The sequence below is a fragment of the Limnohabitans sp. MMS-10A-192 genome (genome assembly GCF_003063335.1).
Taxonomy (GTDB): domain Bacteria; phylum Pseudomonadota; class Gammaproteobacteria; order Burkholderiales; family Burkholderiaceae_C; genus Limnohabitans_A.
Map to the genome: position 1 here is coordinate 315,997 of NZ_NERX01000002.1, position 25,831 is coordinate 341,827.

26 protein-coding genes are annotated in these 25,831 nt (G+C 59.2%); 6 read left to right on the forward strand and 20 right to left on the reverse strand.

Features of this window, described 5'->3' with window-relative positions; all coding sequences use genetic code 11:
* Positions 1-18 precede the first annotated feature (18 nt).
* From B9Z43_RS06325 to rpmH, 16 genes are all read right to left on the reverse strand, one after another.
* Entirely contained in the window at positions 19-1,233 is a 1,215-nt protein-coding gene (locus B9Z43_RS06325) for an ABC transporter substrate-binding protein (RefSeq protein ID WP_108323830.1), read from the reverse strand.
* A 42-nt stretch (positions 1,234-1,275) separates the two neighbouring features.
* A complete protein-coding gene (locus tag B9Z43_RS06330; RefSeq protein ID WP_108323832.1) occupies positions 1,276-1,986 on the reverse strand; it encodes an ABC transporter ATP-binding protein in 711 nt (236 codons plus the stop codon).
* Positions 1,979-2,755: an ABC transporter ATP-binding protein gene (locus tag B9Z43_RS06335; RefSeq protein WP_108323834.1), complete on the reverse strand. Its 777-nt coding sequence runs from the start codon at positions 2,753-2,755 to the stop codon at positions 1,979-1,981. The genes B9Z43_RS06330 and B9Z43_RS06335 overlap by 8 nt, the downstream gene beginning before the upstream one ends.
* 163 nt (positions 2,756-2,918) lie before the next feature.
* Entirely contained in the window at positions 2,919-3,701 is a 783-nt protein-coding gene (locus B9Z43_RS06340) for an SDR family NAD(P)-dependent oxidoreductase (protein WP_108323836.1), read from the reverse strand.
* 23 nt (positions 3,702-3,724) lie between these two features.
* Entirely contained in the window at positions 3,725-4,702 is a 978-nt protein-coding gene (locus tag B9Z43_RS06345; RefSeq protein ID WP_108324145.1) for a fatty acid desaturase family protein, read from the reverse strand.
* 112 nt (positions 4,703-4,814) lie between these two features.
* The gene (locus B9Z43_RS06350) at positions 4,815-5,393 is read right to left on the reverse strand and encodes an amino acid synthesis family protein (protein ID WP_108323838.1); all 579 of its coding nucleotides are present in this window, start codon (positions 5,391-5,393) and stop codon (positions 4,815-4,817) included.
* A 24-nt stretch (positions 5,394-5,417) separates the two neighbouring features.
* Positions 5,418-6,386, reverse strand: coding sequence for a tripartite tricarboxylate transporter substrate binding protein (locus tag B9Z43_RS06355; protein WP_108323840.1), 969 nt, complete (start codon positions 6,384-6,386; stop codon positions 5,418-5,420).
* Positions 6,387-6,445: 59 nt separating this feature from the next.
* Positions 6,446-7,441 carry a zinc-binding dehydrogenase gene (locus B9Z43_RS06360; RefSeq protein ID WP_108323842.1) on the reverse strand — a complete coding sequence of 332 codons (996 nt, stop codon included), beginning with the start codon at positions 7,439-7,441 and terminating at the stop codon, positions 6,446-6,448.
* A 2-nt stretch (positions 7,442-7,443) separates the two neighbouring features.
* The gene (locus tag B9Z43_RS06365; RefSeq protein ID WP_108323844.1) at positions 7,444-8,310 is read right to left on the reverse strand and encodes a fumarylacetoacetate hydrolase family protein; all 867 of its coding nucleotides are present in this window, start codon (positions 8,308-8,310) and stop codon (positions 7,444-7,446) included.
* A gap of 34 nt (positions 8,311-8,344) precedes the next feature.
* Positions 8,345-8,884, reverse strand: coding sequence for a VOC family protein (locus B9Z43_RS06370; RefSeq protein ID WP_108323846.1), 540 nt, complete (start codon positions 8,882-8,884; stop codon positions 8,345-8,347).
* 31 nt (positions 8,885-8,915) lie between these two features.
* Positions 8,916-9,605 carry a GntR family transcriptional regulator gene (locus B9Z43_RS06375; protein WP_233250032.1) on the reverse strand — a complete coding sequence of 230 codons (690 nt, stop codon included), beginning with the start codon at positions 9,603-9,605 and terminating at the stop codon, positions 8,916-8,918.
* 514 nt (positions 9,606-10,119) lie between these two features.
* Entirely contained in the window at positions 10,120-11,532 is a 1,413-nt protein-coding gene (mnmE, locus tag B9Z43_RS06385; RefSeq protein WP_108323851.1) for a tRNA uridine-5-carboxymethylaminomethyl(34) synthesis GTPase MnmE, read from the reverse strand.
* Positions 11,533-11,712: 180 nt separating this feature from the next.
* Positions 11,713-13,404: a membrane protein insertase YidC gene (gene yidC / locus B9Z43_RS06390; protein WP_108323853.1), complete on the reverse strand. Its 1,692-nt coding sequence runs from the start codon at positions 13,402-13,404 to the stop codon at positions 11,713-11,715.
* Positions 13,401-13,673, reverse strand: a complete 273-nt coding sequence (gene yidD, locus B9Z43_RS06395; protein ID WP_108323855.1) for a membrane protein insertion efficiency factor YidD — start codon at positions 13,671-13,673, stop codon at positions 13,401-13,403. Before yidD ends, yidC begins: the two co-directional genes overlap by 4 nt.
* The gene (locus tag B9Z43_RS06400; protein WP_108323857.1) at positions 13,670-14,104 is read right to left on the reverse strand and encodes a ribonuclease P protein component; all 435 of its coding nucleotides are present in this window, start codon (positions 14,102-14,104) and stop codon (positions 13,670-13,672) included. The genes yidD and B9Z43_RS06400 overlap by 4 nt, the downstream gene beginning before the upstream one ends.
* Before the next feature lie 67 nt (positions 14,105-14,171).
* On the reverse strand, positions 14,172-14,306 hold the full coding sequence (gene rpmH, locus B9Z43_RS06405) for a 50S ribosomal protein L34 (RefSeq protein WP_005798102.1): 135 nt from the start codon (positions 14,304-14,306) through the stop codon (positions 14,172-14,174).
* Between the two features lie 238 nt (positions 14,307-14,544).
* On the opposite strand from rpmH, the gene dnaA reads away from it, so the two are divergent.
* From dnaA to gyrB, 3 genes are all read left to right on the forward strand, one after another.
* On the forward strand, positions 14,545-15,945 hold the full coding sequence (gene dnaA, locus B9Z43_RS06410) for a chromosomal replication initiator protein DnaA (RefSeq protein WP_233250031.1): 1,401 nt from the start codon (positions 14,545-14,547) through the stop codon (positions 15,943-15,945).
* Positions 15,946-16,063: 118 nt separating this feature from the next.
* Positions 16,064-17,173 (forward strand): DNA polymerase III subunit beta, encoded by a 1,110-nt coding sequence (dnaN, locus tag B9Z43_RS06415; RefSeq protein WP_108323861.1) that lies wholly within the window; start codon positions 16,064-16,066, stop codon positions 17,171-17,173.
* A 92-nt stretch (positions 17,174-17,265) separates the two neighbouring features.
* Complete coding sequence (gene gyrB / locus B9Z43_RS06420) at positions 17,266-19,863, forward strand: DNA topoisomerase (ATP-hydrolyzing) subunit B (protein ID WP_108323863.1); 2,598 nt, start codon at positions 17,266-17,268, stop codon at positions 19,861-19,863.
* Positions 19,864-19,915: 52 nt separating this feature from the next.
* Here gyrB and B9Z43_RS06425 read toward each other — a convergent pair whose 3' ends face one another.
* On the reverse strand, positions 19,916-21,100 hold the full coding sequence (locus B9Z43_RS06425; RefSeq protein WP_233250030.1) for a type II toxin-antitoxin system HipA family toxin: 1,185 nt from the start codon (positions 21,098-21,100) through the stop codon (positions 19,916-19,918).
* A 68-nt stretch (positions 21,101-21,168) separates the two neighbouring features.
* Positions 21,169-21,537 carry a helix-turn-helix domain-containing protein gene (locus B9Z43_RS06430; protein ID WP_108323867.1) on the reverse strand — a complete coding sequence of 123 codons (369 nt, stop codon included), beginning with the start codon at positions 21,535-21,537 and terminating at the stop codon, positions 21,169-21,171.
* A 282-nt stretch (positions 21,538-21,819) separates the two neighbouring features.
* On the opposite strand from B9Z43_RS06430, the gene B9Z43_RS06435 reads away from it, so the two are divergent.
* Both B9Z43_RS06435 and B9Z43_RS06440 read left to right on the forward strand, forming a co-directional pair.
* Entirely contained in the window at positions 21,820-22,281 is a 462-nt protein-coding gene (locus tag B9Z43_RS06435) for a mobile mystery protein A (RefSeq protein WP_108323869.1), read from the forward strand.
* The gene (locus tag B9Z43_RS06440; protein ID WP_108323871.1) at positions 22,272-22,862 is read left to right on the forward strand and encodes a mobile mystery protein B; all 591 of its coding nucleotides are present in this window, start codon (positions 22,272-22,274) and stop codon (positions 22,860-22,862) included. The genes B9Z43_RS06435 and B9Z43_RS06440 overlap by 10 nt, the downstream gene beginning before the upstream one ends.
* A 12-nt stretch (positions 22,863-22,874) precedes the next feature.
* On the opposite strand, the gene B9Z43_RS06445 is transcribed toward B9Z43_RS06440, so the two are convergent.
* Positions 22,875-23,222, reverse strand: a complete 348-nt coding sequence (locus B9Z43_RS06445; protein ID WP_108323873.1) for a DUF3427 domain-containing protein — start codon at positions 23,220-23,222, stop codon at positions 22,875-22,877.
* Positions 23,223-23,325: 103 nt separating this feature from the next.
* Between B9Z43_RS06445 and B9Z43_RS06450 the strand changes: the two genes are divergently transcribed.
* The gene (locus B9Z43_RS06450) at positions 23,326-25,314 is read left to right on the forward strand and encodes a DUF2075 domain-containing protein (RefSeq protein WP_108323875.1); all 1,989 of its coding nucleotides are present in this window, start codon (positions 23,326-23,328) and stop codon (positions 25,312-25,314) included.
* Positions 25,315-25,367: 53 nt separating this feature from the next.
* Here B9Z43_RS06450 and B9Z43_RS06455 read toward each other — a convergent pair whose 3' ends face one another.
* Complete coding sequence (locus B9Z43_RS06455) at positions 25,368-25,790, reverse strand: hypothetical protein (RefSeq protein WP_108323877.1); 423 nt, start codon at positions 25,788-25,790, stop codon at positions 25,368-25,370.
* Positions 25,791-25,831 lie beyond the last annotated feature (41 nt).

The window sequence follows — 25,831 nt, forward strand, 5'->3', positions numbered from 1 at the left end:
GCGTGAACAGGGGTTGGATTACTTCTTGACCAGAGGGCAGTCGCCTTCGTTCAGAGGGCGGAAAGCTTCGTTCGCAGGAATCGTGGCAGCGACCTTGTAGTAGTCGTAAGGGCCTTTGGACTCGGAAGGCTTCTTGACTTCAAACAGGTAGGCGGGGTGGATCTTGCGGCCGTCAGCGCGGATGGAGCCTTTGCCGAACAGGATGTCGTCGGTTGGCAGTTCCTTCATCTTGGCCACCACTTTGCCACCGTCATCGGTCTTGGCGGCATCGACGGACTTCAGGTAGTGGATCACACCGGCGTAGACACCCGCATGGTCAGACGAAGGCATCTTGCCGCCGTGCAGTGCTGCGAAACGCTTGGACCAGGCGCGTGTCTGGTCGTTCAGGTCCCAGTAGAAGGTCTCGGTCAGCAGCAGGCCCTGGGCTTTGTCCAGACCCAGTGCGTGCACGTCGGGCAGGAAGACCAACATGCCGGCCAGGTTCTGACCGCCTTTGACGATGCCGAATTCAGCCGCTTGCTTGATGGAGTTGATGGTGTCGCCACCCGCGTTGGCCAGACCGATGATCTTGGCTTTGGAAGCCTGGGCTTGCAGCAGGAAAGACGAGAAGTCTTGTGTGGGGAAAGGTGTGCGGACTTTGCCAACCACCTTGCCGCCGTTTTTCAGAACCACGGCTTCTGTATCGCGCTCCAGGGCGTGACCGAAGGCGTAGTCGGCCGTCAGGAAGTACCAGCTGGTGCCGCCGTTCTTCACAATGGCTTTGCCTGTGCCGTTGGCCAGCATCCATGTGTCGTACAGGAAGTGCACCACGTTCGCATTGCAGGCCTTGCCGGACAAATCGGCGGTGGCCGAGCCGGTGTTCACGTGGGCCTTGTTCTTGTCCTTGGTGATCTGGGCAATGGCCAGACCGACCGATGATGTGGGCACGTCGGTGATCATGTCGACCTTGTCGGTGTCGTACCACTGGCGGGCGATGTTGGAGCCGATGTCCGGTTTGTTCTGGTGGTCGGCGCTGACGACTTCCACTTTGAGCGTGCTCTTGGTGGCCTTGATGTAGTCCTCTACGGCCATCTTGGCAGCGACCACGGAGCCGGGGCCACCGATGTCGGCGTAAGGGCCGGACATGTCGTTGAGCACACCGATCTTGACGATGCCGTCAGAGACCTGGGCTTGTGCGGTACCTGCCAATGCGCATGCGGCCAGTGCGGCTGTTGCGAGAAGTTTGCGTTTCATGGTGATGTCTCCTGTGGAATGTCAGTGGAAAAAGAAAATGGATCAGACGCCGAGGTATTCGTGCAGCATGGGCATCTTGGCCTGCAGCTCGCTGGCGGCAAAACCTTCGATGATGCGACCGTGCTCCATGACGTAGAAGCGGTCGGCCAGGGGTGCGGCAAAACGGAAGTTCTGCTCAACCATGATGATGGTGAAGCCCTTGGCCTTGAGCGAGAGGATCATGCGGGCCAGCGCCTGCACGATCACAGGGGCCAGACCTTCGGAGATTTCGTCCAGCAGCAAGAGCTTGGCGCCCGTGCGCAGGATGCGGCCCACGGCCAGCATCTGCTGCTCACCGCCCGACAGGCGGGTGCCGGGGCTGTTTTTGCGCTCCAGCAAGTTGGGGAACATCTCGTAGATTTCATCGATGGGCATGCCGCCGCCTGCAATCACCGGTGGCAGCAACAGGTTCTCTTCGCAGCTGAGCGAGGCAAAAATGCCGCGCTCTTCAGGGCAGTAACCAATGCCGAGCTTGGCGATGTTGTGCGGCGCCATGTCGATCGACTCGCGGCCATTGATGGTGATGGAGCCTGTGCGCTTGCCCACCAAACCCACGATGGACTTGACGGTGGTGGTGCGGCCTGCACCGTTGCGGCCCAGCAGCGTGACCACCTCGCCTTTGTGGACCGTGAGGTCCACGCCGTGCAGGATGTGCGACTCGCCGTACCAGGCGTGCAGATTGCTGATGCGCAGGAATTCGTTGGAATCAGCCATGGGCGCCCTCCAACTCGGTCGCGACCGTGCCCATGTAGGCTTCCAGCACTTGGGGGTTTTGAGACACCACTTCGTAAGGTCCTTCGGCAATCACTTGGCCGCGTTGCAGCACGCTGATGGTGTCGGCAATGCGCGATACCACGTTCATGTTGTGTTCCACCATCAAGATGGTGCGGTTGGCGCCAACCTTCTTGATCAGCTGCGTCACGCGGTCCACGTCTTCGTGGCCCATGCCCTGTGTGGGCTCGTCCAACAGCATCAGCTCGGGGTTCATGGCCAGTGTGGTGGCGATTTCCAGGGCGCGCTTGCGGCCGTAAGGCAGCTCAACGGCGGTCAGATCGGCCATGTCGCCCAAGTCCACTTCGTCGAGCAAGGCCATGGCCTTGTCGTTGAGTTGGTCCAGCACGCGCTCGGAGCGCCAGAAATGCATGGACATGCCGGTGCTGCGCTGCAAAGCGATGCGCACGTTTTCCATCACCGTGAGGTTGGGGAAAGTGGCCGAAATCTGGAACGAGCGCACCAAGCCACGGCGTGCCACTTGGGCAGGCTTTTCAGCGGTGATGTCTTGGCCGTTGAACAAAATCTGCCCACGTGTGGGGATCAGGAACTTGGTCAGCAGGTTGAAGACCGTGGTTTTGCCAGCGCCATTGGGTCCGATCAGGGCGTGGATTTGCCCGCGCTGGACGCCCAGATTGACGCCGTTGACGGCGACAAAGCCCTTGAACTCTTTGACGAGTTCCCGGGTCTCGAGAATGAAATCTTTGGACATGACTTGTGAACAAGGTTCCTGTGAAGGCCTGTGCATGCAAGGTTGCTGCAAGGTTGTCTGATTCTGGGTTCATCGCAGCCAGACCGCTGTAGTGGTTATCCCGAACGCATGTCTCTCACGTGTCTGAAGGTTCAACGTGCTTCACAAATTCATTGAAAAAAGCTCAACTCAAGACCATGCCGCCATCCAAGTGAATGGACTGCCCGGTCATGCCTCGGGATTCAGCCGAGCCCAGGTACACGGCCAGACTGGCGATCTCGGACGGGTCCAGCACGCGGCCCAGTGGCACGCGTGTCAGCACGGCCTTGACCATGTCATCGCCACTGATACCTGAGCTGTGTGCCACCTGCGCTTTGAGCTCTTCGACCATGTCGGTCTGGATGAAACCGGGACAAATCGCGTTGACGGTGACCTTGTAGGGGCTCGCTTCGAGCGCCAGGCACCGCGTCAGCCCCACCACCGCGTGTTTGCTCACGTTGTAGGCGCTTTGGTTGCGCGAGCCCCATTTGCCAGCGGTGGACGCCATGTTGACGATGCGGCCATGCTGACGAGCCTGCATGCCCGGCAAGCACGCCTGCGTGAAGTGCAGCACGCCAAACAGGTTCACATCCAGCATGTCCTGAAAGTCTTGCGGCACATAGTCCATGAAGGGTTTGGCGCGGTACACCCCCGCGTTGTTGACCAACACATCCACACGGCCAAAACGCTGTTCGACCTGTTCTACCGCCGCAAAGCAGGCGTCGCGGTCGGTCACGTTCAGGCCCACGGTCATGATGCGATCGGCCGGCAGGCCCAAGGCGTCTTTGACTTCGCTCAAGCGCGCTACGTCGGTGGCCACCAGGCACAGGCTGGCGCCTTCGGCGGCATAGGCCTCGGCAATGGCGCGGCCGATGCCCCGGCTGGCGCCGGTGATGATGGCCACTTGTTGGTCGAGTCGGTGTGCCATGGTCAATCCTTGAAATGTGAAAGTCAGATGAGTGCTGCACGTTTGCGCTGATCGGCCGGTGTGCCGTGCTCAGGGTCGTCGTGCGGATTCGAGATCGCTTTGCGCAGCACTTGCCGATAGCCCTGCGTCAACTCCATGCGCGGGCCAAAGCCTTGTTCAATCAGCATGCGGTGCGCGGCAGGCAACTTCCAGCAAGGCGTGAAAACAAACAGGTGGTGTTCCAGGTGGTAGTTGACCCAATACGGCGCCAGCACCATGCGCATGCCCCAGTTGGTGAGCGTGGTGCGGGTGTTGCGCAGGCGGTCGTTGTTGTCGCCCACCACCGCATGCTCGGCGATGTTGCGGATGCGGCTGATCACTTGGTACCAAGTCAGCAAGGGCAGCAACCACAGCGCAAAGTAAGCCCACCACACGCCGGCAGTGGCGCAGACAGCGAAGATGGCCAGGTTGCTCAGGGCGAAATGCTTTTCAGCGCGCCAAAGGTTCAGCCAGCGTTGCAAACGGCTGGGGTCATCGCCCATCTCCATGCGGAAAAATTCCATGCGCCGCTGGTAACCCGTCACGCCCAGAATGTCGCGCCGCATCTTGCGCCAGAAGCTCGCTTGGCTGATCGGAAACGGGGCCGACAAGATCAGGTCGGGGTCTTCCTTTTGCTGCGTGTGGCGGTGGTGGCTCAGGTGGTAAGGGCGGTACAACGTGAGGCTCGCGCCCACGGGCCAGCCGCACAAAAAGGCGCCCAGGGTGTCGTTGAGCCAAGTGGTCTTGAACAAGGCGCGGTGCGCCGCATCGTGCATCAAGATGGCCAGGCCCAGCTGCCTGCCGCCAATCAACACCACGGCCACGAGGAAGCTCAAAGGGTTGGGCCAGGCGATGAAAAACGCCATGGCCAGCGCGATCATGCCCCAAGCGTGCAGGACCAGATAGGCACCCATCCAGTCGGATCGGCCGCGCAGGTAGGCGTCTTGTTCGGGGCTGAGCACAGGCTGTGCGTTTGTGACCATGGGCTGCAATGAAGAAGGCAAAGGAATCATCTTGAGATGAAACCTTTGCCTGATCAGTCACTGAAGTGACCTGTGATCGCAGGCGCTGTCAGGGTGGTTGACCCTGCTCGCCTCAACGTTGGCCGTCGTGAACCGAGACCTTGTCCTTGGTCAAACCACCCAGTCGCGAGTGGATACGGCCACCTGTGCCCATGACCAAAGCAAACAAGATTTCGTTGGGACGAGGCGCATCCTGGATGCCCACTTCCATGCTGTTGTAGTGGCTGCGCAGGTAGCTGGCGTGGATGTAATGCAAAGGCACCATCAAGCGGTAGCCCGCACTGGCCACCGCTTTGCTGGCCGGCACCATCGCTTTGGGTTCGCCCAGCACCGCCCGCATGGCCCAACCGCCCGCTTCGTGCCAGACGGCGCCGTGCTCCATTTCGCCGTTGACGCCCACGATGGCCGCTTTGCTGTAGACCTCGACGTTGTCTTTGCCCAGCGTGTCCACCAGCTCTTGCGCCAGCAAAGTGCCCAGTGAGCGCAGCTCGGCCATGAAGGGCATGAGGTCAGGCTCGTAACGTCCGGCGTATGGGTTCTTGATCACCGCACAGGCGGCGGCCAACTTCAGCGGGGTGTCTGCGACCGGTCCCCCTTCGTGGTAAGTGGTTTCGATCGTCAGGCTGCGTTTGCGTATTTTAATCAATGACATGCGGGGTCCTTGGTTCAGGTGAATTTATTGCTTTGGAATTTTGGCTTCGTTGACAACCTGGATCCATTTTTGGGTTTGCCCTGCCACCAGGGTGCGCATTTCTTCGGGTGTGCTGCCACGGACTTCACCACCCATGTCTTCCAGTCGGGTCTTGACAGCAGGCACCACAATCGCTTTTTGCACTTCGGCATTCAGACGATCGATCACGGCGCGCGGCGTACCTGCAGGGGCCATCAAGCCCGCCCACGACTGCACGTCATAGCCCGCCACGCCTTGCTCTGCGACCGTGGGCACATCCGGCAGTCCTTGCCACCTTTGCGGTCCGGTGGTCGCAATCGCACGCAGTTTGCCGGATTTGATGTTGGCCATCACCGCGGTGGGTGGCGCAATGATCATCGGAATTTCGCCACTGAGCAAGGCGGTCAGTGAGGCCGAGTCGCCCCTGAAGGGCACATGCAGCAGCTGGTTTTTCGACATGCTGGCCAACAGCTCGCCTGCCAAGTGATGGGTCGAGCCGATGCCCGCAGTGCCGTAACTGATTTCTGTTGGATTGGCTTTGGCGGTGGCCAGCAAGGCCGTCAGATTCTGGAATTTGCTGTTGGCCGGAACCACCACCAAAAACGGGAAATAGGTGATGGTGCTGACCATTTCAAAATCTTGCACCGTGCGGTAAGCCAGGTTGTTGTAAAGCGCGCCCGCAACGGCATGGCCACCTGTGGCCAAGAGCAAGGTGTAGCCATCCGCTCTGGCTTTGGACACGGTGGTGGCCGCAATCGTGCCACCGGCCCCAGCCTGCGCTTCCACCACCATGGACTGCGCCAGGCCTTTGCTCATCTCTTGGCTGACGGCCCTGGCGATCGCATCGGCGTTGCCGCCTGGAGCGAAGCCTTGCAGCACCTTGATGGGGCGCTCAGGATAGGTTTGAGCGAAAGCCTGGAAAGGCAGAACCAGCGCGCTTGCGCTCAAAGCGATGAGTAAATTTCGACGAAGCATTTTTGTCTCCTGATGGATAAAACATGCAGCTTCTCTATGGACGCTTGCATGCACGAACTTCAAGGCTGCATCACCAGCTTGCCGCTGACCATGCCCTGATCGAGCAACTCATGGGTTCGGTGAACCTCGCTGAGTTTGAAAAGTTGGTGTCCCGGTGCCTTGACCTGCGCATTCGCCATCAGCTCAATGGCTTCGTGCATCAGTGCGCGTCGGGCCTCGGGGTCTTTGTCAAAGGTGTGCATCGAGAAACACCGCACGGCCAGGCTTTTGCCCAGCAAATCGCGCAGCACCTGAAACACGTCTTCGGTGGGCATGCCCTGAACGATGTTGTAAGACACCACGGTGCCCAGCGGTGCCAGGCTGTGCAGGCCATCGATCAGGCTTTGGCCACCCAGGTGGTCCAACACCAGGTCCACGCCACGGCCGTGCGTGATGTCCTGAATTCGGGCCTTCAGATCGCCTTGTCCGGTGCAGACCACATGGTCGAAACCATGGCCAAGTGCATAGCTGCTTTTGTCCGCGCTTCGGCTGGTGCCGATGGTGGTGAAGCCCCGGTGTTTGGCCACTTGGCACAGCATGCCCGCCACGCCGCCAGAAGCGCCCGTGATCAGCACATGCGGCTTTGGGGTGTGGGGCTGACCTGCCACGCGCATGAGGGCCAAGGCCAGTTGCAAATTGGGCAGGCTGACGGCGTCTTCAAAGGCCACGGCAGGGGGCAAGCGGTAAGGCGCGTCTTGCCCCACCACGATGGCCTCGGCATAGCAGCCCCCCCTTTGTTCCAGCTCGCGGGCACTCACCAGCACCCGGTCGCCCAGTTGCCATTGCGTCACACCTTCGCCCACGGCGTCGACCACACCGGCCAGCTCTGCGCCGGGGATGGCGGGCAGCGGCGGCATCCATTTGTAAGTGCCTTTGCGGATCAAGACATCGGGGCGCCCCACGCCGATCGCCCGGGCTTTCACGCGCACCTGTCCAGGGCCGGGCAGCGGATCGGGCAGATCCACCAGCAGCAAGCTTTCCGGCCCGCCGGGCACCTGGACTTGGATGGCTTTCATGCTCAGGCCTGTGCGGCGATGGGGTTCACCAAGGTACCGATGCCTTCGATCTCGACTTCGCACACATCGCCCGGCTTCATGAACCAGGCGGGCTTGCGGCTCCAGCCCACACCCGCAGGCGTGCCGGTGGCGATCACATCGCCGGGCACCAGGGTGAAGATGGTGGAGGCGTAGCTGATCAGTTTGGCGATCGAGAAAATCATGTGGCCGGTGTGGCTTGACTGCACCACTTCGCCGTTCAGGCGTGTGATCAGCTTGAGTTCTTGGTTGGGTGCGATTTCGTCTGCCGTGACCATCCAGGGGCCAAAGCCACCGGTGGATTCAAAGTTCTTGCCCGAAGCGATTTGCTTGGCGTGGAATTGCCATTCGCGGATGCTGCCATCGTTGTAGCAAGAGTAGCCCGCCACATGGTCAAAGGCATTGGCCTCGGCGATGTTGCGACCCTCTTTGCCGATGATCACGGCCAGCTCGCCTTCCCAGTCGAGCGAGCCCGAGACCTTGGGGCAAATGATGGGCTGGCCGTGCGCCACTTGTGAGCGCCAAACGCGCAAGAAGATGGGCGGCTCTTCGGACAGCTCCCGGTGCATGCCAGCGGCCAGCACTTCCTGGTGGTGGTCCATGTAGTTGCGCACGGCGCAGACGATTTTTTCGGGCTTGGGGATCACCGGCAAGAAGGTGATGTCGGCCAGTTTGACGTCGGCGCTTTTGCCGACCACATCTTGCTTGGCGTTCAGGTAAGCGCCCGAGGCAATGTAGTCGGTCAGCGTGGCGTACTGCGGCAGCGTTTTGCCCAGGTCAACGATGGCGTCCGGGCCGACGAGCGCGCCCCAGGTTTCACGGCCTTGGTGGATGAAGGAAAGCAGTTTCATGGGGAGTCCTTGTAGGTTGATTCAATGAAGGTGTTCAGTGGGCCTTGGCGAATTTGGCTTGCCATTGCTCGATGGGCATGAAGCTCGGGTCTTGTCTGCAGATGGCCTCGGTCTCGCGCAAGATGGTGGCGTCGTCCTGGCTCAAATCCAGTGGGTCGCCGTGCGGCTGCGAAATGTAGAAAGGCATGTCGATGTAAATCTCGACGGTGTTGCCTTCCGGGTCTGCGAAATAAACCGACAAGGCGTTGCCGTGGTTCAAGGGCAGCACTCTGCTGGCGCCCAGAGCCACTGCTTTGTCTTTCAGCTCGCGCAATGACTGGATCGAGGGCACCGCAAAAGACATTTGCATCACGGTGCTGAACGTGGCCTCTGCTGGGCGTCCGCCCGCGATGACCAGCTGGTGGTGCTGGTGCGGACTGGCGCTCAAAAACACCAAGGGCGCCTTGAAGGTCTTGCCCACGCCCCGGTCCGTTTCGACCAGTCCGAAAACGGTTTTGTAGAAATGCACCATCTTCTCGACATCGGTCACGTAGATGCCGAAATGTGAGGGGGTGGGTTGACTGACTTTCAGCATGGGTGTCTCCTGCAGAGGGTGAAGTGAGGGCTCAGGCGCCTTGTTTTTGTTGCACCGCAAAGGCCGCCATCACATTGGTTTGTGTGCTGCGAATGTGCTCGGACAGCATCACGGCAGCGGTCTCGCTGTCGCGCCGAAGCACGGCCTTCATCAAAGTGCGGTGCTCTTCGTCTTTCTTTTTCGAGACCGTGCGGTGGCGTGCCGCAAAGTGCCGGTAGCGCTCGGCTTGGTCGAACAGGCTCATGCTCCACGACAGTTGGCGATCAGATGGGCAAGCCGCAATCATGGCCATGTGAAAGTCGCGGTGGCGTTGGCTCCATTCGGCATCCAGCACAACGGGGCCTTGCGGCAGACGGGATTCGATTTTTTCGAGGCGGTGGAAGGCGGCCACGATCTGTGCTTCCCATGCGTCGTCGCCGGCCTGGATGGATTCCGTCAAGGCCGGGATGTCCAGCATCAAACGCATTCGGGTGATGTCGGCCAGATCAGACGGCGAGATCGGCGTGACCCGAAAGCCCCGGCGCTCGTCTGCTTTGACCAGGCCCTCCTGCACCAGACGGTTCAAGGCCTCGCGCAGGGGGCTGCTGGAGAAGCCATACATCTGCTGCAAAGCGTCGACCTTGAGCTTGCTTTCAGGCGCATGGCGACCCGACAAGACATCGCCACGCAAGACCTGAAAGGCCTGCTCGGACAAGGTGGAGGTGGCTGCTGAATTTTGCATGATTGGAAAATTGTGCATAAAAAAGAAATTGTGCGCATTCACGCAAACCCTGATGATGCGGCGTCGGGGTCAGCGTTTTTCAAACTGGTGTCGCGGATTCCGGCTTGTTAAGTCAGCAGATGTTGGGTTGCATCTGTCATTGATGCCATCGGGGACTGGCTTTCTAGCCGCCGTCACAAACTTAAAAACGGTCATCCCGGACTCGATCCGGGATCCAATGCGCGCAGAAGGCGTTTGTAAAGGTCAGGCTGACGACTGGATCCCGGGTCTTCGCCCGGGATGACGAAACAGGGGGGTGCGCTGAGATTTCGCCATCATCTGGCCGACGCCATGAGCCATGAGCCATGAGCCATGAGCCATGAGCCATGAGCCATGAGCCATGAGCCATGAGCCATGAGCCATGAGCCATGAGCCATGAGCCATGAGCCATAGAGCCTTGAGCCTTGAGCCTTGAGCCTTGAGCCTTGAGCCTTGAGCCATAGAGCCTTGAGCCTTGCGACAAGCGCGGATCGCTTCATTTGCCGATGCAGAAACTCGAGAAGATCACACCCAGCAAATCGTCGGCGCTGAATTCGCCGGTGATCTCGTTGAGGGCGTTTTGGCCCAGGCGCAGCTCTTCGGCCAGCAGGTCCAGGTTTTGGGCCTGCGCGGCCAGATGGGCATTGGCGATGTCCAGATGCTCGCGCACGCGGTGCAGCGCTTGCACATGACGTTCGCGGGCGATGAACAGGCCTTCGCTGGCTTGTTGCCAGCCCGCTTGTTGCAAGAGTTGCTGGCGCAGGGCCTGCAGGCCTTCGCCGGTGCGGGCCGACAAGGTCAGGCCTGTGCGTTCACCCCATGACTGAGCTGCATCGGCTTTGTTCCACACGTCAATCACCGTCACGCCCGCAGGCAAGCGGCTTTGCAGCGCGCTGGCGATGTCGGCATCGGCGCGGTCGTAGTCGGCCTGGCCCACGCGGGTCAGGTCGTGCAAGAACAGCACCGCGTCGGCGGCTTCAATTTGACCCCAGGCGCGGGCAATGCCGATTTGCTCGACCTCGTCCACGCCCTCGCCTTCACGCAGGCCGGCGGTGTCGATCACATGCAGGGGCACGCCCTCGATCTGGATGGTTTGCTGCACCACATCACGCGTGGTGCCCGCAATGGGCGTGACGATGGCCAGCTCGGCCCCGGCCAGCGCGTTGAGCAGCGAACTCTTGCCCGCATTGGGCTGACCGGCAATCACCACCTTGATGCCTTCACGCAGCAAGGCGCCTTGCTTGGCTTTGCCCAGCACCGTTTGCAGCGCGGTTTGCAGGCGGTTCAGCTGCCCCTGGGCATCGGCTTTTTGCAGGAAGTCGATTTCTTCTTCCGGGAAATCCAGCGTGGCCTCCACCAGCATGCGCAGGTGGATCAGCGCATCGCGCAGCAGGTGAATCTCTTTGGAAAAGTCACCTGCCAAAGACCGGCTGGCGCTGCGCGCTGCGGCTTCGGTGCTGGCGTCGATCAGGTCGGCAATGGCTTCGGCTTGCGCCAGATCGATCTTGTCGTTCAAAAAAGCCCGCTCAGAAAATTCACCCGGCTGCGCCACGCGCAAACCCGCCAGACGCGGCTGGCCGGTGGCGGGGTCGGTTTCGGCTGCGGCCTGCAGGCAACGCGCCACCAGCAGCTGAAGCACCACCGGCCCACCGTGTGCTTGCAGTTCCAGCACGTCTTCGCCGGTGAAGGAATGCGGCGCCACAAAGTGCAGCGCCAGGCCGTGATCGATCGGGCTGCCATCGGCATCGGCAAAGGGCAAGTAAGTCGCTTCGCGTGGTTTGAGGCTGCGCCCGCACAGCGCCTGAATCAGTGAGGACAGCTGCCGACCCGACACGCGCACGATGCCCACGGCCCCTCTGCCGGGGGCGGTGGCAATGGCCACGATGGGTTCTTGATGGCGGGCGAGCATGGTGCGATGGGGCTTAGGGCAAAGCCGCTGAAATTGTCACCCCGGGCTAGTTTTTGTCACCCCGGGCTTGACCCGGGGTCCATGGTGAATCAGGCATGGATGCCGGATCAAGTCCGGCATGACAGATCTGGCTAGTCCGGCATGACAGATCTGGCTAGTCCGGCATGACCTCAGTGGGTGTTACTTGAACTTGGGCAGATTGAACTGCGGTGGCACGCCCATGCGGGTGTTGATGATCCACTGCTGTGCAATCGAGAGCACGTTGTTGGTGATCCAGTACAGCACCAGGCCTGCAGGGAAGAAGAAGAACATCACGCTGAACACCAGCGGCATGATCCACATCATCTTCGCTTGCATCGGATCTGGTGGCGCGGGGTTGAGCGCCGTTTGCAGCAAGGTGGTCAGGGTCATCACCACGGGCAAGATGAAGAACGGATCAGGTGCTGACAAGTCGTGGATCCAGAGAATCCAAGGCGCATTGCGCATCTCGACGGTGGACAAGAGCACCCAGTACAGCGCGATGAACACGGGAATCTGGATCATGATCGGGAAGCAGCCACCCATGGGGTTGACCTTTTCTTCGCGGTAGATCTTCATCATCTCCTGTTGCATCTTTTGCGGATCGCCTTTGAGGCGTTCGCGCATTTCCATGATCTTGGGGTTGATGGCTTTCATCTTGGCCATGCTGGAATAGGCCTTGGCGTTGAGCCAGTAGAAGGCAATCTTGAGCAGCAACACCAGCGCCACAATCGCCCAGCCCCAGTTCTGGATGAAGCCAAACAGCTTGTCCAGCAACCAGTACAAAGGCTTGGACAACATGGCCAACCAGCCGTAATCCTTCAAGAGGTCCAGGCCAGGAGCCAAAGCTTCGAGGACCTTTTCTTCTTGAGGGCCCACAAACAATTGCGAGCTCACGCTTTTGGACTGACCGGGGGCCACATCGGCCACGGGGGTGATCATGCCGACGGCATACAGGTTGTTGTCGACCTTGCGCACGAAGTTTTCGCGGTTGATGCCCTCGCCCAGCAACCAAGCCGAAGCAAAGTAGTGCTGCACCATGGCCACGTAACCGTTAGGCGAAGTCTTGTCGATCTCTGCCTTGTTCTTTTCGATGTCGCTGAATTCCACCTTGTTGTACTTCTTGGCTTCGGTGTAAACCGCAGGACCGGTGAAGGTGGAATAGAAAGAAGACTCGCCAGCGGGCTTGTTGCCATCGCGCACCAACTGCAGGTAAAGCTGGGGCGACACAGCGGCGGTGCCGGTGTTGATCACTTCGTGCTTCACGCCGATGGCGTAGCTGCCGCGTTGCAGGGTGTAGGTCTTGACCAGCTTCACGCCGTTTTGCACATCGGACTCGAAGCGCAGGGTCAATTCGTTCTGGCCGTCTTTCAGGCTTTTCTCACCCGAAAAGCGCATGGCGCTCTTGTGGGTTGGGAAGTTGCCACCGATCAGGCCGGTTTGGGCGGTGTAAACCCGCTCGCTGCTTTGATCGAGCAAGACAAAAGGCTTCTTCGCATCGACCATGTCGTTGTGTTGTGTGAACACGCTGCGTGTGAGCGTGCCGCCTTCGGTGTCAAAACGCAGTTTCAGCACATCGGTGCTGACTTCGATTTGCTCGCTGGGGCTGGCGGTGGCCGGGCCTGCAGGCACCTGGCCTGGCGTGGCTGCGGTCGCAGTGGCCACAGGCGCAGACGCCGTAGGCACACCATTGGCGGTGCTGGCTGTGCCAGAAGGGGCCGCCGCGACCTGGGCTGCGCCGGGTTTGGGGAAGAAGGTGGCTTTCTGGCCGTTGTGGACCTGCCACGCGTCCCAAAGCAGGACCATGGAGAAGCCAAAAATCACCCAGAGGATGGTGCGACGGATATCGTTCATGAAGTCTTCTTTGACGAAGTAGGGGAAAACAAAGCCGTGAACAGGCGAGGCGCCTGTTCGGGAATGGGGTCGCTGCCACCAGCGCACCACGGATGGCAACGCATCAGGCGGTGAACGGTCAGGTAGCTGCCAGCAGCTGCACCATGCCGATCCAGCGCCTGCAAGGCATACGCCGAGCAAGTGGGCTCAAACCGGCAAGCCGATCCCAGCCAAGGGCTCAGCACCAGGCGGTAGCCCCGAACCATGCCCATCAGCAAGCGCTTGATCATGCCATTTCTTCCTTGCGGCTGGCGCGTTCAAACAACTGTTCCAGCTCCAGCCGAACGGCCAGTTTGAGCTGTTCAGATGTCGCGCTGATGAATTGCTTGCGGTCAAACCCCGTGCGCAGGCGCACCACATGCGCTGCCAGTGGCAACCGGTCGCCAAAGCGTTGGCTCACGGTGTAGATCTGGCGTTTGATGGTGTTGCGCGTCACGGCACGGCGCGCCCAGCGTTTGGGCACCATGGCCCCCAGCCAGACGTCAGGCAAGTCAAAAAGGGCCTGCTCCGGTGAGGGTGCAGGCCCGATGGAATCGGCTTGTGCCAAAGAGGTTGTCGGTGCAGTCAAGCTCAGGCGGTGCAACGCAAAATGCGCTGTACGCGAGACCGTGCCACCAGCCAGGGCGGCCTGAAATTGTGGGCGTGTTTTTAAACGCTGCACGATGACCAGGCCCCGGCATGAACCGTCAGCAGTGACACAGGGCCACAGCCGGACGGCCGGATGGACATTAGACAGCCAGACGCTTGCGGCCCTTGGCGCGGCGTGCGTTGATCACAGCACGGCCGCCACGGGTTTTCATGCGGACCAGAAAGCCGTGGGTACGGGCGCGACGTGTTTTGGATGGTTGGTAGGTGCGTTTCATAACTCTTCCTTTGTGCCCAAAGCCATAAGCTGCGTTGGGCGAAACCCAAGATTATCGCAAACTTTCGGGCTCTCGGCAAATTTCCCTTCATTTAAGCTTTCGGGAACACCCTCATCCAAATCCAGTTGATGTGGTTTATGATCACCTTCCAGTTGCTTTTGCGATTGTGGATAAGCTCTTGATAAAGTCAGCTGTCCTGCCGTTTTTCTTCTTCTCTATCCACAAAAATAAATACAACATGTCCGAGGGACTCCCCCCAGAAATTCCGATGGATGCAGGCCAAGCGCTGTGGCTCGCTTGCGTGGACGAGCTGTCCCGTGAGCTGCCCGAGCAGCAGCTCAACACCTGGATCAAACCACTCACCGTTCAAGTCTCCGAAGACCAGCAGCGCGTGACTTTGTACGTTGCCAACCGCTTCAAGCTGGACTGGATCCGCGCCCAATACGCAGGCCGCCTGTCGGCCATTTTAGAGAACCTGCAAGGCCATCCAGTTCAAATTGAGTTAGCGATCACTCCGCGTGAAGCTGGCGTCAAGACAGTGCGGCAGTCCACGCCCTCCTCGATGGAGAACGCCCCCGAGGTGTTGGAAGCGGCCGACGAGCCGGTGGTCAACACCTTCCGCAGCCGCCTCAATTCGGCCCTGACTTTTGACACCCTGGTCGAAGGCACAGCCAACCGCATGGCGCGTGCTGCGGCCATGCACGTGGCGGGCCAGCCCGGGCACCTGTACAACCCCTTGTTCATCTACGGCGGCGTCGGTCTGGGCAAGACCCACCTGATGCACGCGATCGGCAACAAACTGCTGGCCGACCGCCCCGAAGCCAAAGTTTTGTACATCCACGCTGAACAGTTTGTGTCGGATGTGGTTAAAGCCTACCAACGCAAGACTTTTGACGAGTTCAAGCACCACTACCACTCGCTCGATTTGCTGCTGATCGACGATGTCCAGTTCTTTGCCAACAAAGACCGCACGCAAGAAGAATTCTTCAACGCCTTTGAAGCCTTGCTGGCCAAAAAGTCGCACATCGTGATGACCAGCGACACCTACCCCAAGGGCCTGGCCGACATCCACGAGCGACTGGTTTCGCGCTTTGACTCTGGTTTGACGGTGGCGATCGAGCCGCCCGAGCTCGAAATGCGCGTGGCCATTTTGATCAACAAAGCTATCAGCGAAGGCAGCGAGATGCCGGAAGAAGTCGCCTTCTTCGTGGCCAAGAACGTGCGCTCCAACGTGCGCGAGCTCGAAGGTGCGCTGCGCAAAATTTTGGCGTATTCGCGCTTCAACCAGAAGGAAATCTCCATCCAGCTGGCCCGCGACGCGCTGCGCGATTTGCTGTCGATCCAGAACCGCCAGATCAGTGTGGAAAACATCCAGAAGACCGTGGCCGACTACTACAAGATCAAGGTCGCCGACATGTACAGCAAGAAGCGCCCGGCCAGCATTGCCCGCCCGCGCCAGATCGCCATGTACCTGGCCAAAGAGCTGACCCAAAAGAGCCTGCCCGAGATCGGCGAGCTGTTTGGCGGCCGCGACCACACCACGGTTTTGCACGCCGTGCGCAAGATCAACGCCGAACGCCAGCAGCTGACCGAGCTGAACCAACAACTGCACGTGCTGGAGCAGACCCTCAAGGGCTGATGAAGCAATCGCGCCGATGCCCCTCAAAAGCACCCAAAAACAGGCGAAAATGTCGTCTGTTGACCCTCTAACCCCAGCCCCCAGGGCTGAAGCTTGAAAAACCACCAAAGGTAGACCCATGATCGTCCTGAAGGCCACCCAAGACAAATTGCTGTCGGTACTGCAATCCGTGTCGGGCATTGTGGAACGCCGTCACACCTTGCCGGTGCTGGCCAACGTGCTGATCCGCAAAACCGGTCATGCCGTGCAGCTGACCACCAGCGACCTCGAAATCCAGATCCGCACCACCACCGAGATGGACGGCGACCCTGGCGACTTCACCACCACCGTGGGCGCACGCAAGCTGATCGACATCTTGCGCACCATGCCTTCTGACCAAACCGTCAGCCTCGAATCGTCGCAAGCCAAGTTGATCTTGAAGGGCGGCAAATCCAAGTTCACCTTGCAGACCTTGCCCGCAGAAGACTTCCCGCTGGTGCAAGAAGCGGCCAGCTTTGGCCCCGTGTTCAGCGTGCCGCAAAAGACCCTCAAGACCTTGCTCGGTCAGGTCTCGTTTGCCATGGCCGTGCACGACATCCGTTACTACCTCAACGGCATCTTGTTTGTGGCCGAAGGCAACAAGCTCAGCCTGGTCGCCACCGACGGTCACCGCCTGGCCTACACCTCGGCCACGCTCGACGTCGAAGTGCCCGTCAAACAAGAAGTCATCTTGCCGCGCAAGACCGTGCTCGAAATGCAGCGCCTGCTGTCTGATGCCGATGGCGCGATCGAGATGCAGTTCGCCAACAACCAAGCCAAGTTCAGCTTTGACGGCATGGAGTTTGTGACCAAGCTGGTCGAGGGCAAGTTCCCTGACTACAACCGCGTGATCCCCAAAGGCCACCGCAACAACCTGACGCTGGGCCGCCAGGCTTTGCTGTCGTGCCTGCAGCGCACCGCGATTTTGACCAGCGACAAATTCAAAGGCGTGCGCCTGAACCTGGAGCCAGGCACGCTGCGTGTGGCCTCCACCAACGCCGAACAAGAAGAAGCCGTGGACGAACTCGACATCGACTACGGCGGTGACGCCATCGAGATCGGCTTCAACGTGACCTACATCATCGACGTGCTCAGCAACATGGGCCAAGACATGGTCCGCATCGATCTGGCCGACGGCAACAGCTCGGCGCTGATCACGATCCCCGAGAACGACAACTTCAAATATGTGGTGATGCCGATGCGCATTTAAGGCCAAAGCCCTTGATGCCCACTTAAGGCCCCATATCGAAACCCGCGACCTCTCGCGGGTTTCGGCCATTCAAGCGACAGAGAAAACAGACCATGACCGAAGAAAACCAGCCCATCGAAGAGTCCTTCACCACCGTGCAACCCAAGATCGACGCCCACCAGGCGGGCGCATCCGAAGGCTACGGCGAAGGCTCCATCCAGATCCTCGAAGGTCTGGAAGCGGTGCGCAAGCGCCCCGGCATGTACATCGGTGACACATCGGATGGCACCGGCTTGCACCACCTGGTGTTCGAAGTCGTGGACAACTCGATCGACGAAGCATTGGCGGGCCACTGCGACGACATCGTCGTCACCATCCACTCGGACAACTCCATCAGCGTCACCGACAACGGCCGCGGCATCCCCACCGGCGTGAAGATGGACGACAAGCACGAGCCCAAGCGCAGTGCCTCCGAGATCGCGCTGACCGAACTGCACGCTGGCGGCAAGTTCAACCAGAACAGCTACAAAGTCTCTGGCGGCTTGCACGGTGTGGGTGTGTCGTGCGTGAACGCCTTGAGCAAATTCTTGCGCCTCACGGTGCGCCGCGAAGGCAAAGTGCACGAGATCGAATTCGCACGCGGCTTTGTGCAAAACCGCCTGCTCGAAACAGTCAACGGCGTGGAAGTCTCGCCCATGCGCGTGACCGGCGCGACCGACAAGCGCGGCACCGAAGTGCACTTCCTGCCCGACGTTGAAATCTTCACGCAGAACAACGACTTCCATTACGAAATTTTGGCCAAGCGCCTGCGCGAGCTGTCCTTCCTCAACAACGGCGTGCGCATTCGCCTGAAGGACGAGCGCAGCGGCAAAGAAGACGACTTCTCGGGCGCCGGTGGCGTCAAGGGCTTTGTGGACTTCATCAACGCCAACAAAAAGGTGCTGCACCCCAACGCCTTTCACGCCATGGGCGAGCGCCCTGCCGACAGCTACGGCGGCATCCCCGGCACCAGCATCGGTGTCGAAGTGGCCATGCAATGGAACGACGGCTACAACGAATCTGTCCTGTGCTTCACCAACAACATCCCCCAGCGTGACGGTGGCACCCACCTGACCGGCCTGCGCGCTGCGATGACCCGCGTGATTGCGAAGTACATCGAGAAAAACGAGATCGCCAAAAAGCAAAAAGTCGAAGTCAGCGGCGACGACATGCGCGAAGGCCTGTGCTGCGTGCTGTCCGTCAAAGTGCCCGAGCCCAAGTTCTCCAGTCAGACCAAAGACAAGCTGGTGTCCAGTGAAGTGCGCGCCCCGGTGGAAGACATCGTGGCCAAAGCCCTGAACGACTACCTGGAAGAGCGCCCCAACGACGCCAAGATCATCTGCGGCAAGATCGTGGAAGCCGCCCGCGCCCGCGAAGCCGCCCGCAAAGCCCGCGAAATGACGCGCCGCAAAGGCGTGCTCGACGGCATGGGCCTGCCCGGCAAACTGGCCGACTGCCAGGAAAAAGACCCAGCACTCTGCGAAATCTACATCGTCGAGGGCGACTCCGCCGGTGGCTCTGCCAAGCAAGGCCGCGACCGCAAATTCCAGGCCATCTTGCCCCTGCGCGGCAAGATCCTGAACGTCGAAAAAGCCCGCTACGAAAAGCTGCTGACCAGCAACGAAATCATCACGCTCATCACCGCCTTGGGCACCGGCATCGGCAAGGCCAGCGCCGAATCCGGCAAGAGCGCGACCGACGACTTCAACCCCGACAAACTCCGCTACCACCGCATCATCATCATGACCGACGCGGACGTTGACGGCGCCCACATCCGCACCCTGCTGCTGACCTTCTTTTATCGCCAGATGCCCGAGCTGGTCGAGCGCGGCCACATCTACATTGCTCAGCCACCGCTCTACAAAGTCAAGGCAGGCAAAGAAGAGCTGTACCTCAAAGACGGCCCAGCGCTCGACGGCTTCTTGCTGCGCATCGCCTTGAAAGACGCCAGCATCACCACTGCCACACAGCAAGTGCTGACCGGCGAAACCCTCGAAGCCCTGGCGCAAAAGCACCAAGTGGCCGAATCGGTGATTGCCCGCCTGTCCAACTTCATGGACGCCGAGGCCCTGCGCGCCATTGCCGACGGCGTGTCGCTCAACATGGACTCGCTGGAAACCGCCGCCGAAAGCGCGCCCGCACTGCAAGCCAAACTGCGCGAACTCAACACCACCGGCATCCCTGCCGAAGTGAGTGCTGAATTTGACGCACGCACCGACAAACCCATCTTGCGCATCAGCCGCCGCCACCACGGCAACATCAAGAGCAGCGTGCTCACGCAAGACTTTGTGCGCGGCGCCGACTACGCGGCCTTGGCCGAAGCGGCAGACACCTTCCGTGGCCTGCTGACCGAAGGCTCCAAAGTCTCACGCGGCGAAGGCGAGCGCCAGAAGGAAGAAAAAGTCAGCGACTTCCGCCAGGCCATGCAATGGCTCATCAGCGAAGCCGAACGCACGACCAGCCGCCAGCGCTACAAAGGTCTGGGCGAGATGAACCCCGCCCAACTGTGGGAAACCACCATGGACCCCACCGTGCGCCGCCTGCTGCGCGTGCAGATCGACGATGCCATCGAAGCCGACCGCGTGTTCACCATGCTCATGGGCGACGAGGTCGAACCACGCCGCAACTTCATCGAGAGCAACGCGCTGCGGGCGGGGAATATCGATATTTGATGGGGTGAACTGCTGAAGCGACACCAACAACGGCCACAGAGCCGGGTGGGCTTCAGTCTTTTGGCCAAGCCTCATGTGTACTGAACGCAGAGGCCGTTAGTTCGATATCTGCCCGAGAAATGCGGACTTGGCTGGCTACATTGCGCCAAGTGTCCACGACACCCATCACCTCTTCCACGATGTGCCGCCCTTGCGCTGCCGTCAGGCCGTAAAACGAGGCCGTGCTCAACGCGGTGCGCAAGTCAGGACGGTTGTCCATGTCGTCAATGTTCAGCACATGCTCTGCTTTGTCGATGTTCGGGTTCACATCAAACGCGGGTGCCAAACGCCAGCCCGTTGAGCTCAACACAAAGCCGTGATTGCGCAAATGGTCGTCCCGATTGCCCACCGCCACATTGAACACCACGCGCCTGAACAGCTGAGACAGATCAGATTGAACCGTCGCTGCATCGCCACTGGCCCGCAGAAATTGCGCCAATTCCAGATAACTACAGCCCTCGCTTTGCTCCTTGCGCAGCAGCGTCATGGCCGATGCATAAAACCGCCGCTGACCACCGACACGGTCGAAGCGCTGCACACAAAAAGTATGAAACTCACCACCCAGGCGCAACAGCTTTGCAGCAGGGACATCGATGCCTGCACGTTGGGCCATTTGATGTGTGGCGAACTCCCAAGCCCCGACATCACGGTCATCGTCACGCGCCGGAAATTTGCCAATCCAAAGAGAACCGTCCAGCTCTGTGAAGTTGGCCTTGGGACGGGCGCCTCCCAGCGAAGAACCCGGTACCACAAGCACTGTTAACCATTTGCGCAAAGCATCGAGATCGTCAATGCGCTTGTGGGTCAGCTGCCAAGCCACCTGCTCCAGTTCGCGCAGCGTGGTCACGGGTGGCGCTGCAAAAGCATCGTTGCCCAAAAACGCTTGCGTGCCAGATGGGCGAAACCGCAACGCCCCCTGTCGGGTAATGTCCTGCACGCCGATCAGGAAATCCCATGCATAAAGTGTTCTGGCCGGACGCTTTTGATCTTTGGCCAGCAAGGCTTCGCGCCGTTTCATCAGCGTTTGTCCCCAGCGGTCGGGTGATGAGTCGAGAAAGACGCCAAAGTTGCCCAGCTCCGGCTTGGGGAAAAACGGATGCGCGTCCAAAGACAAATCAGGGTCCAGCGCAAAAGCTCTCGGATCGCTCAGCCAATCTTTGTCGTAATGAAAGCGAATCTGCCCTCGGTCATGTGCCAAGTTGCCAACCAGACAAGCTGGCCCCAAATCGCAATCTAACCAGACCTCTAGCTCATCGAGTTGCCCCGTCATAGCTGCCCCTCAGAAGTGCTGTTGGCAGCGTCGGTGGACAGCACGCTGGCACGGCGCTGGCGTCGCGCTGCGGGCGATGGGGCCAAAGCCAAATCCTGCAGCTTGCGCCCCACTTTGTCGTCGGCGGCCAAGGCATTGAAATCTGCCTGCAGCCCGAGCACCGCCAGCACACGCAGATAAGTGCCCAAAGTGGCACCCGCATCGCCGGCCTCGACCTTGTAGACCGAAGTGCGCGACATGCCTGCCCGCTGCGCCACCACGGCCGTGCTCAGTTTGCGGCGCAAACGCGCCAGCCGCAGGCGCTCGCCCAAGGCGGTGAGCAGCGTTTGCTCTTGAGGGAAAACAATGGGCGGCTTGCTAGACATTTTGCCATTATGGACAAAAAATAAAATAATTGTCTATTTTGAAGAAATTTTAAAAGACCATTGGGACGAGTGGGCCGCAGACATGGCAAATCTCGCCCTGCAAATTACCCCGCCGCCGTATCAAGTCCAAACACAATGCTCATGGGCTGGCCGGATCAATAAAAGCTTCCCATCAGTGCAGCATATTGACATTTCCTGCTTGTCTATAAAGAAGCAAATTTTTGCATCGTGCTTCTAATTAGACTATCATTTCAATGAAATTAACCAGCCTATAGGCTAGCAATGTCTTCTGAACTGAACCAGCTTCGACTCGAACAAGTGCAGTCCACCCTTTCCGGCTACGCGGAATTGGTGAAGCGGCAGCCACCGTCACGGGGATGGCTGAAGCTCATCCGAGAGGCCCTGGGCCGGACGGAACGTCAGCAGGCTCAGCGGCTGGGCATCTCGGGGGCGACGCTGCACAAGTCCGAACAATCCGAAGCGGAGGATCGCATCTCGCTCGGACAACTGCGCAAACTCGCTGATGGACTGGATTGCGAACTGGTTTATGCACTGGTTCCCAGACGCCCGCTCACCGACGTGGTTCAGGAACGCGCTCGCGCCATCGCGATGGAAGAGGTTGGCAGCGTGGCCCACACCATGGGACTTGAAGACCAGCGCCCTGGCGCAGAACGGCTTCGCAAACAGGTGGACCGCAGGACCGAAGAATTGCTGCGCGGCCGCTGGTCAGACCTATGGCGATAGACCTGGACGAACAAGACGGCCAGACACCCCTGGACCCCGACGAGAAGGCCGGGCTCATCCCGGGGCACCTGGCCACCCAGGGTGACCTGAACGACTGGGAGCAAGAGAACATCTTGCGCGCCGTGCGCTGGCTCAAGCGGGTCAAAGCACCGCAAGTGCTGAGCGAAGGGTTCTGCCGAGAGCTGCATGAGCAGATGTTTGGGAAAACTTGGGCGTGGGCGGGCACGTTTCGCAAGTCCGACAAGAACATCGGCTGCGATTGGACGCAGGTCGCGGTGCGGCTCAAGAACCTGTTCGACAACACGCGTTGGTGGATCGACAACGCCACGTTTCCCCCTGACGAAATCGCAGCACGCTTTCACCGCGACCTGGTCTGGATTCACCCCTTCCCCAATGGCAATGGCCGACATTCACGCATGATGGCCGACGCCTTGCTGCGAAGCCGTGGCCAAGCTGCGTTCACATGGGGAAGTGGCGGCAGTCTGGTTGCAGCCAACGAGGTTCGGGCACGGTACTTGGCCGCCCTGCGAGCTGCAGACCAAGGTGACTATCAGCTTTTGCTTGCGTTTGTCCGCAGTTGAGCGCTCAGCCCATCAACCCGCCCCACTTTGCAACCCAAACACCACACTCATAGGCTGGCTGCCCTGGTGTGATTGGTAGACCACGCGGCCGTGGTAGGTGAAGGGGGCCGCTTTGCCTGCGGCCAGTTTGTTTTCGCGCACAAACAAATGGATGTCGATGCCCAAAGCGGCGTGGCGGATGATCTCTTGGCCGCGCTTGCTGCTTGGGTCGGTGGCGTTTTGGCTTTGCCAATGAAAGTGGCTGTCATCGATCCAGTGATCCATGTATTTGTGCTCGTCGGCCCGGCCCTGCTTGTTGATCGTGACCAGCAGGATGTGCGCCTTTTTGGGGGCCAGCACCACATGGCCGACTGAGAACATTGTGTTGCTAAATCAGGTGATTGAGCATCAAGCTGGCATCACTAAATCATCATCAATCCGTTTAAGATCATCTCAATTCAAAAATAAGTACTTTAGATAACGCGTGCAATATTCCAATCGTTCCTTCTATTCGGCACACATCAAGCAATTTGTGACATCAGACCCCAACTTGGTGCTGGGCGTCTTGACTGAGAACAGTGGTTTTTCCATCGAGACGACCCAGCGAGATGCATGGCGTTCACAGATTCAAATTCTTCAGAAAGAACTTAAATCGTTCACAGGTCGCGGCACAGTTTTCTTTGAGTTCATCGTGCCCCGTTTGGGCAAACGCATCGACGTGTTGATTTTGATCGACCACGCCATTTTTGTCATCGAGTTCAAGGTCGGTGAATCGCTTTTTAACCGTGCTGCGGTCGATCAGGTTTGGGACTACGCACTCGACCTCAAAAACTTCCACGAAACGAGCCATCACTGTGTGATCGCACCCATCTTGATCGCCACTCAAACACAGGGTATCAGCGGTCAGATCGTCACCAGCCATCACAACGATGGTGTGCTTTTCCCCATCAACACCTCGCCAGCGTTGTTGGCTACAACCATCGAAGATGTGTTAGCCTTTTCTTGTGGCGAACAACTCGATGCCGTCGATTGGGCCAACGGGCGTTACCGTCCCACCCCCACCATCATCGAAGCCGCATCAGCGCTTTACGGTAATCACTCGGTGGCCGAACTCTCACGCAACGATGCGGGTGAAAAGAACTTGGCACAAACCTCGGTTGCGATTGCGCAGCTGATCCAAGATTCAAAGCAGCGTAAGCAAAAGGCCATCTGTTTTGTGACGGGTGTACCAGGTGCGGGCAAAACCTTGGTGGGATTGGACATCGCCACCAAGCACATGGACGCCGAGAGCGATTTGCACAGCGTGTACCTGTCGGGCAATGGCCCTTTAGTTGCCATCCTGCGTGAAGCCTTAGTGCGCGATGAGGTGGCGCGTAAAAAAGCCATCGGCCAAAAGTTGCGCAAGGGCGAAGCCAGAAAAGCCGTTGAAGCCTTCATTCAAAACGTCCACCATTTCCGCGATGCGTATTTGTCGGACGAGCGGCCGCCTGTGGATCACGTGGTGATCTTTGACGAAGCACAACGCGCTTGGACGCTAGAACAAACCACCCAATTCATGGCCCGCAAAAAGGGCTACCCAGACTTCAACCGCTCCGAGCCTGACTTCTTGATTTCTTGCCTTGACCGTCACCCCGACTGGGCTGTGGTCGTATGTTTGGTGGGCGGTGGTCAAGAAATTAACACGGGTGAAGCCGGTATTGGTGAGTGGCTCAAGGCCATTCACGAGCATTACCCAGATTGGGCGGTGCACATTTCGCCTCACCTGCAAGACTCCGAATACGGTGCGGATTCAGCACTGTCGCAACTGAAATCACGGGCCAACGTTCACCACAACGACGATCTGCATTTGTCGGTGTCCATGCGCTCCTTCCGCGCAGAGCATGTGTCCACCTTCGTAAAGCACTTGTTGGACCGTCGTACCGATTTGGCCCAAGCCATGTTCCAAGACGTTCAGGCGCGCTACCCGATCGTGGTGACCCGCGATTTAGACAAGGCCAAGCGCTGGCTGCGCGACAAAGCTCGCGGCAGCGAGCGCTTCGGCATGGTGGTTTCTTCGCAAGCCGTTCGCCTGCGCCCACACGCCATCGACGTTCGTTCACCCATGGACCCCATCCATTGGTTTTTGGACGACCGCGATGACGTGCGTTCGTCTTTTTATTTAGAAGACGTTGCAACCGAGTTTCACGTTCAAGGGCTCGAACTGGATTGGGCTTGTGTGGTTTGGGATGCCGACTTGCGCTTTGGCGAAGCCGACTGGGAATACCGTTCGTTTGTGGGCAACAAATGGCAAAAAATACACCTGGCACATCGCCAGATGTATTTGAAAAATGCTTATCGGGTTTTGCTTACCCGCGCTCGCCAAGGCATGGTCATCGTTATCCCACCCGGCGATCCAGAAGACCCCACCAGAGACCCGTCTTTCTACGACCCAATATATGGTTATTTGACTTCGATTGGTATCCAAGCCATCTGATCTGACCCGTTGAATTGATGTGCTGCTTGCAGACCATCTTTTTTGTATTTCTTTTACTTGTCCTCTTCCCAAGGGATCGGCTTGGCTTGTCTGCGCAAATCGTTGGGGCGGGTGTTTTGCCTGAAGGTGTCGGGCGGCCGGAAGCATTCTTCGGGCTTCACCATGTAGACCGTCCAATCGCCGTACAGCTTGCCGTCAAAGCACAAGAGGTCGCCGTCGAGTTGCAGTTCCAAAAACGTGTCGTTGCTGCCAGTGAGCAAGTGGGCGTCGCTCAGGCTGGTGAACTCGACGTTCATGCTGCAAGCGTAGGTGGTGTGAACGTGTTTGAGCGGGCCAAGCGCGGGGCCATCAAAACCCCAGCCGTTCATCGCTTCATGAGGCGTATCGCGGCCATGGAACAAGCCCAAATACATGCCGGGTTTTTGGGGCCGAGTGCCGTAAACGGGTGCTTGGTCTTTGCTGGTCTGCGTGTGCATAGGGCCTCACTTTGAATGAGGCTGTCAGATTAAAGACGAGT

Bases quoted from the DNA above. Each gene is read 5' to 3' on its own strand.
- B9Z43_RS06325 (WP_108323830.1), bottom strand. From the start codon at position 1,233: ATGAAACGCAAACTTCTCGCAACAGCCGCACTGGCCGCATGCGCATTG.
- B9Z43_RS06330 (WP_108323832.1), bottom strand. From the start codon at position 1,986: ATGGCTGATTCCAACGAATTCCTGCGCATCAGCAATCTGCACGCCTGG.
- B9Z43_RS06335 (WP_108323834.1), bottom strand. From the start codon at position 2,755: ATGTCCAAAGATTTCATTCTCGAGACCCGGGAACTCGTCAAAGAGTTC.
- B9Z43_RS06340 (WP_108323836.1), bottom strand. From the start codon at position 3,701: ATGGCACACCGACTCGACCAACAAGTGGCCATCATCACCGGCGCCAGC.
- B9Z43_RS06345 (WP_108324145.1), bottom strand. From the start codon at position 4,702: ATGGTCACAAACGCACAGCCTGTGCTCAGCCCCGAACAAGACGCCTAC.
- B9Z43_RS06350 (WP_108323838.1), bottom strand. From the start codon at position 5,393: ATGTCATTGATTAAAATACGCAAACGCAGCCTGACGATCGAAACCACT.
- B9Z43_RS06355 (WP_108323840.1), bottom strand. From the start codon at position 6,386: ATGCTTCGTCGAAATTTACTCATCGCTTTGAGCGCAAGCGCGCTGGTT.
- B9Z43_RS06360 (WP_108323842.1), bottom strand. From the start codon at position 7,441: ATGAAAGCCATCCAAGTCCAGGTGCCCGGCGGGCCGGAAAGCTTGCTG.
- B9Z43_RS06365 (WP_108323844.1), bottom strand. From the start codon at position 8,310: ATGAAACTGCTTTCCTTCATCCACCAAGGCCGTGAAACCTGGGGCGCG.
- B9Z43_RS06370 (WP_108323846.1), bottom strand. From the start codon at position 8,884: ATGCTGAAAGTCAGTCAACCCACCCCCTCACATTTCGGCATCTACGTG.
- B9Z43_RS06375 (WP_233250032.1), bottom strand. From the start codon at position 9,605: ATGCAAAATTCAGCAGCCACCTCCACCTTGTCCGAGCAGGCCTTTCAG.
- mnmE (WP_108323851.1), bottom strand. From the start codon at position 11,532: ATGCTCGCCCGCCATCAAGAACCCATCGTGGCCATTGCCACCGCCCCC.
- yidC (WP_108323853.1), bottom strand. From the start codon at position 13,404: ATGAACGATATCCGTCGCACCATCCTCTGGGTGATTTTTGGCTTCTCC.
- yidD (WP_108323855.1), bottom strand. From the start codon at position 13,673: ATGATCAAGCGCTTGCTGATGGGCATGGTTCGGGGCTACCGCCTGGTG.
- rpmH (WP_005798102.1), bottom strand. From the start codon at position 14,306: ATGAAACGCACCTACCAACCATCCAAAACACGTCGCGCCCGTACCCAC.
- dnaA (WP_233250031.1), top strand. From the start codon at position 14,545: ATGTCCGAGGGACTCCCCCCAGAAATTCCGATGGATGCAGGCCAAGCG.
- dnaN (WP_108323861.1), top strand. From the start codon at position 16,064: ATGATCGTCCTGAAGGCCACCCAAGACAAATTGCTGTCGGTACTGCAA.
- gyrB (WP_108323863.1), top strand. From the start codon at position 17,266: ATGACCGAAGAAAACCAGCCCATCGAAGAGTCCTTCACCACCGTGCAA.
- B9Z43_RS06430 (WP_108323867.1), bottom strand. From the start codon at position 21,537: ATGTCTAGCAAGCCGCCCATTGTTTTCCCTCAAGAGCAAACGCTGCTC.
- B9Z43_RS06435 (WP_108323869.1), top strand. From the start codon at position 21,820: ATGTCTTCTGAACTGAACCAGCTTCGACTCGAACAAGTGCAGTCCACC.
- B9Z43_RS06440 (WP_108323871.1), top strand. From the start codon at position 22,272: ATGGCGATAGACCTGGACGAACAAGACGGCCAGACACCCCTGGACCCC.
- B9Z43_RS06445 (WP_108323873.1), bottom strand. From the start codon at position 23,222: ATGTTCTCAGTCGGCCATGTGGTGCTGGCCCCCAAAAAGGCGCACATC.
- B9Z43_RS06455 (WP_108323877.1), bottom strand. From the start codon at position 25,790: ATGCACACGCAGACCAGCAAAGACCAAGCACCCGTTTACGGCACTCGG.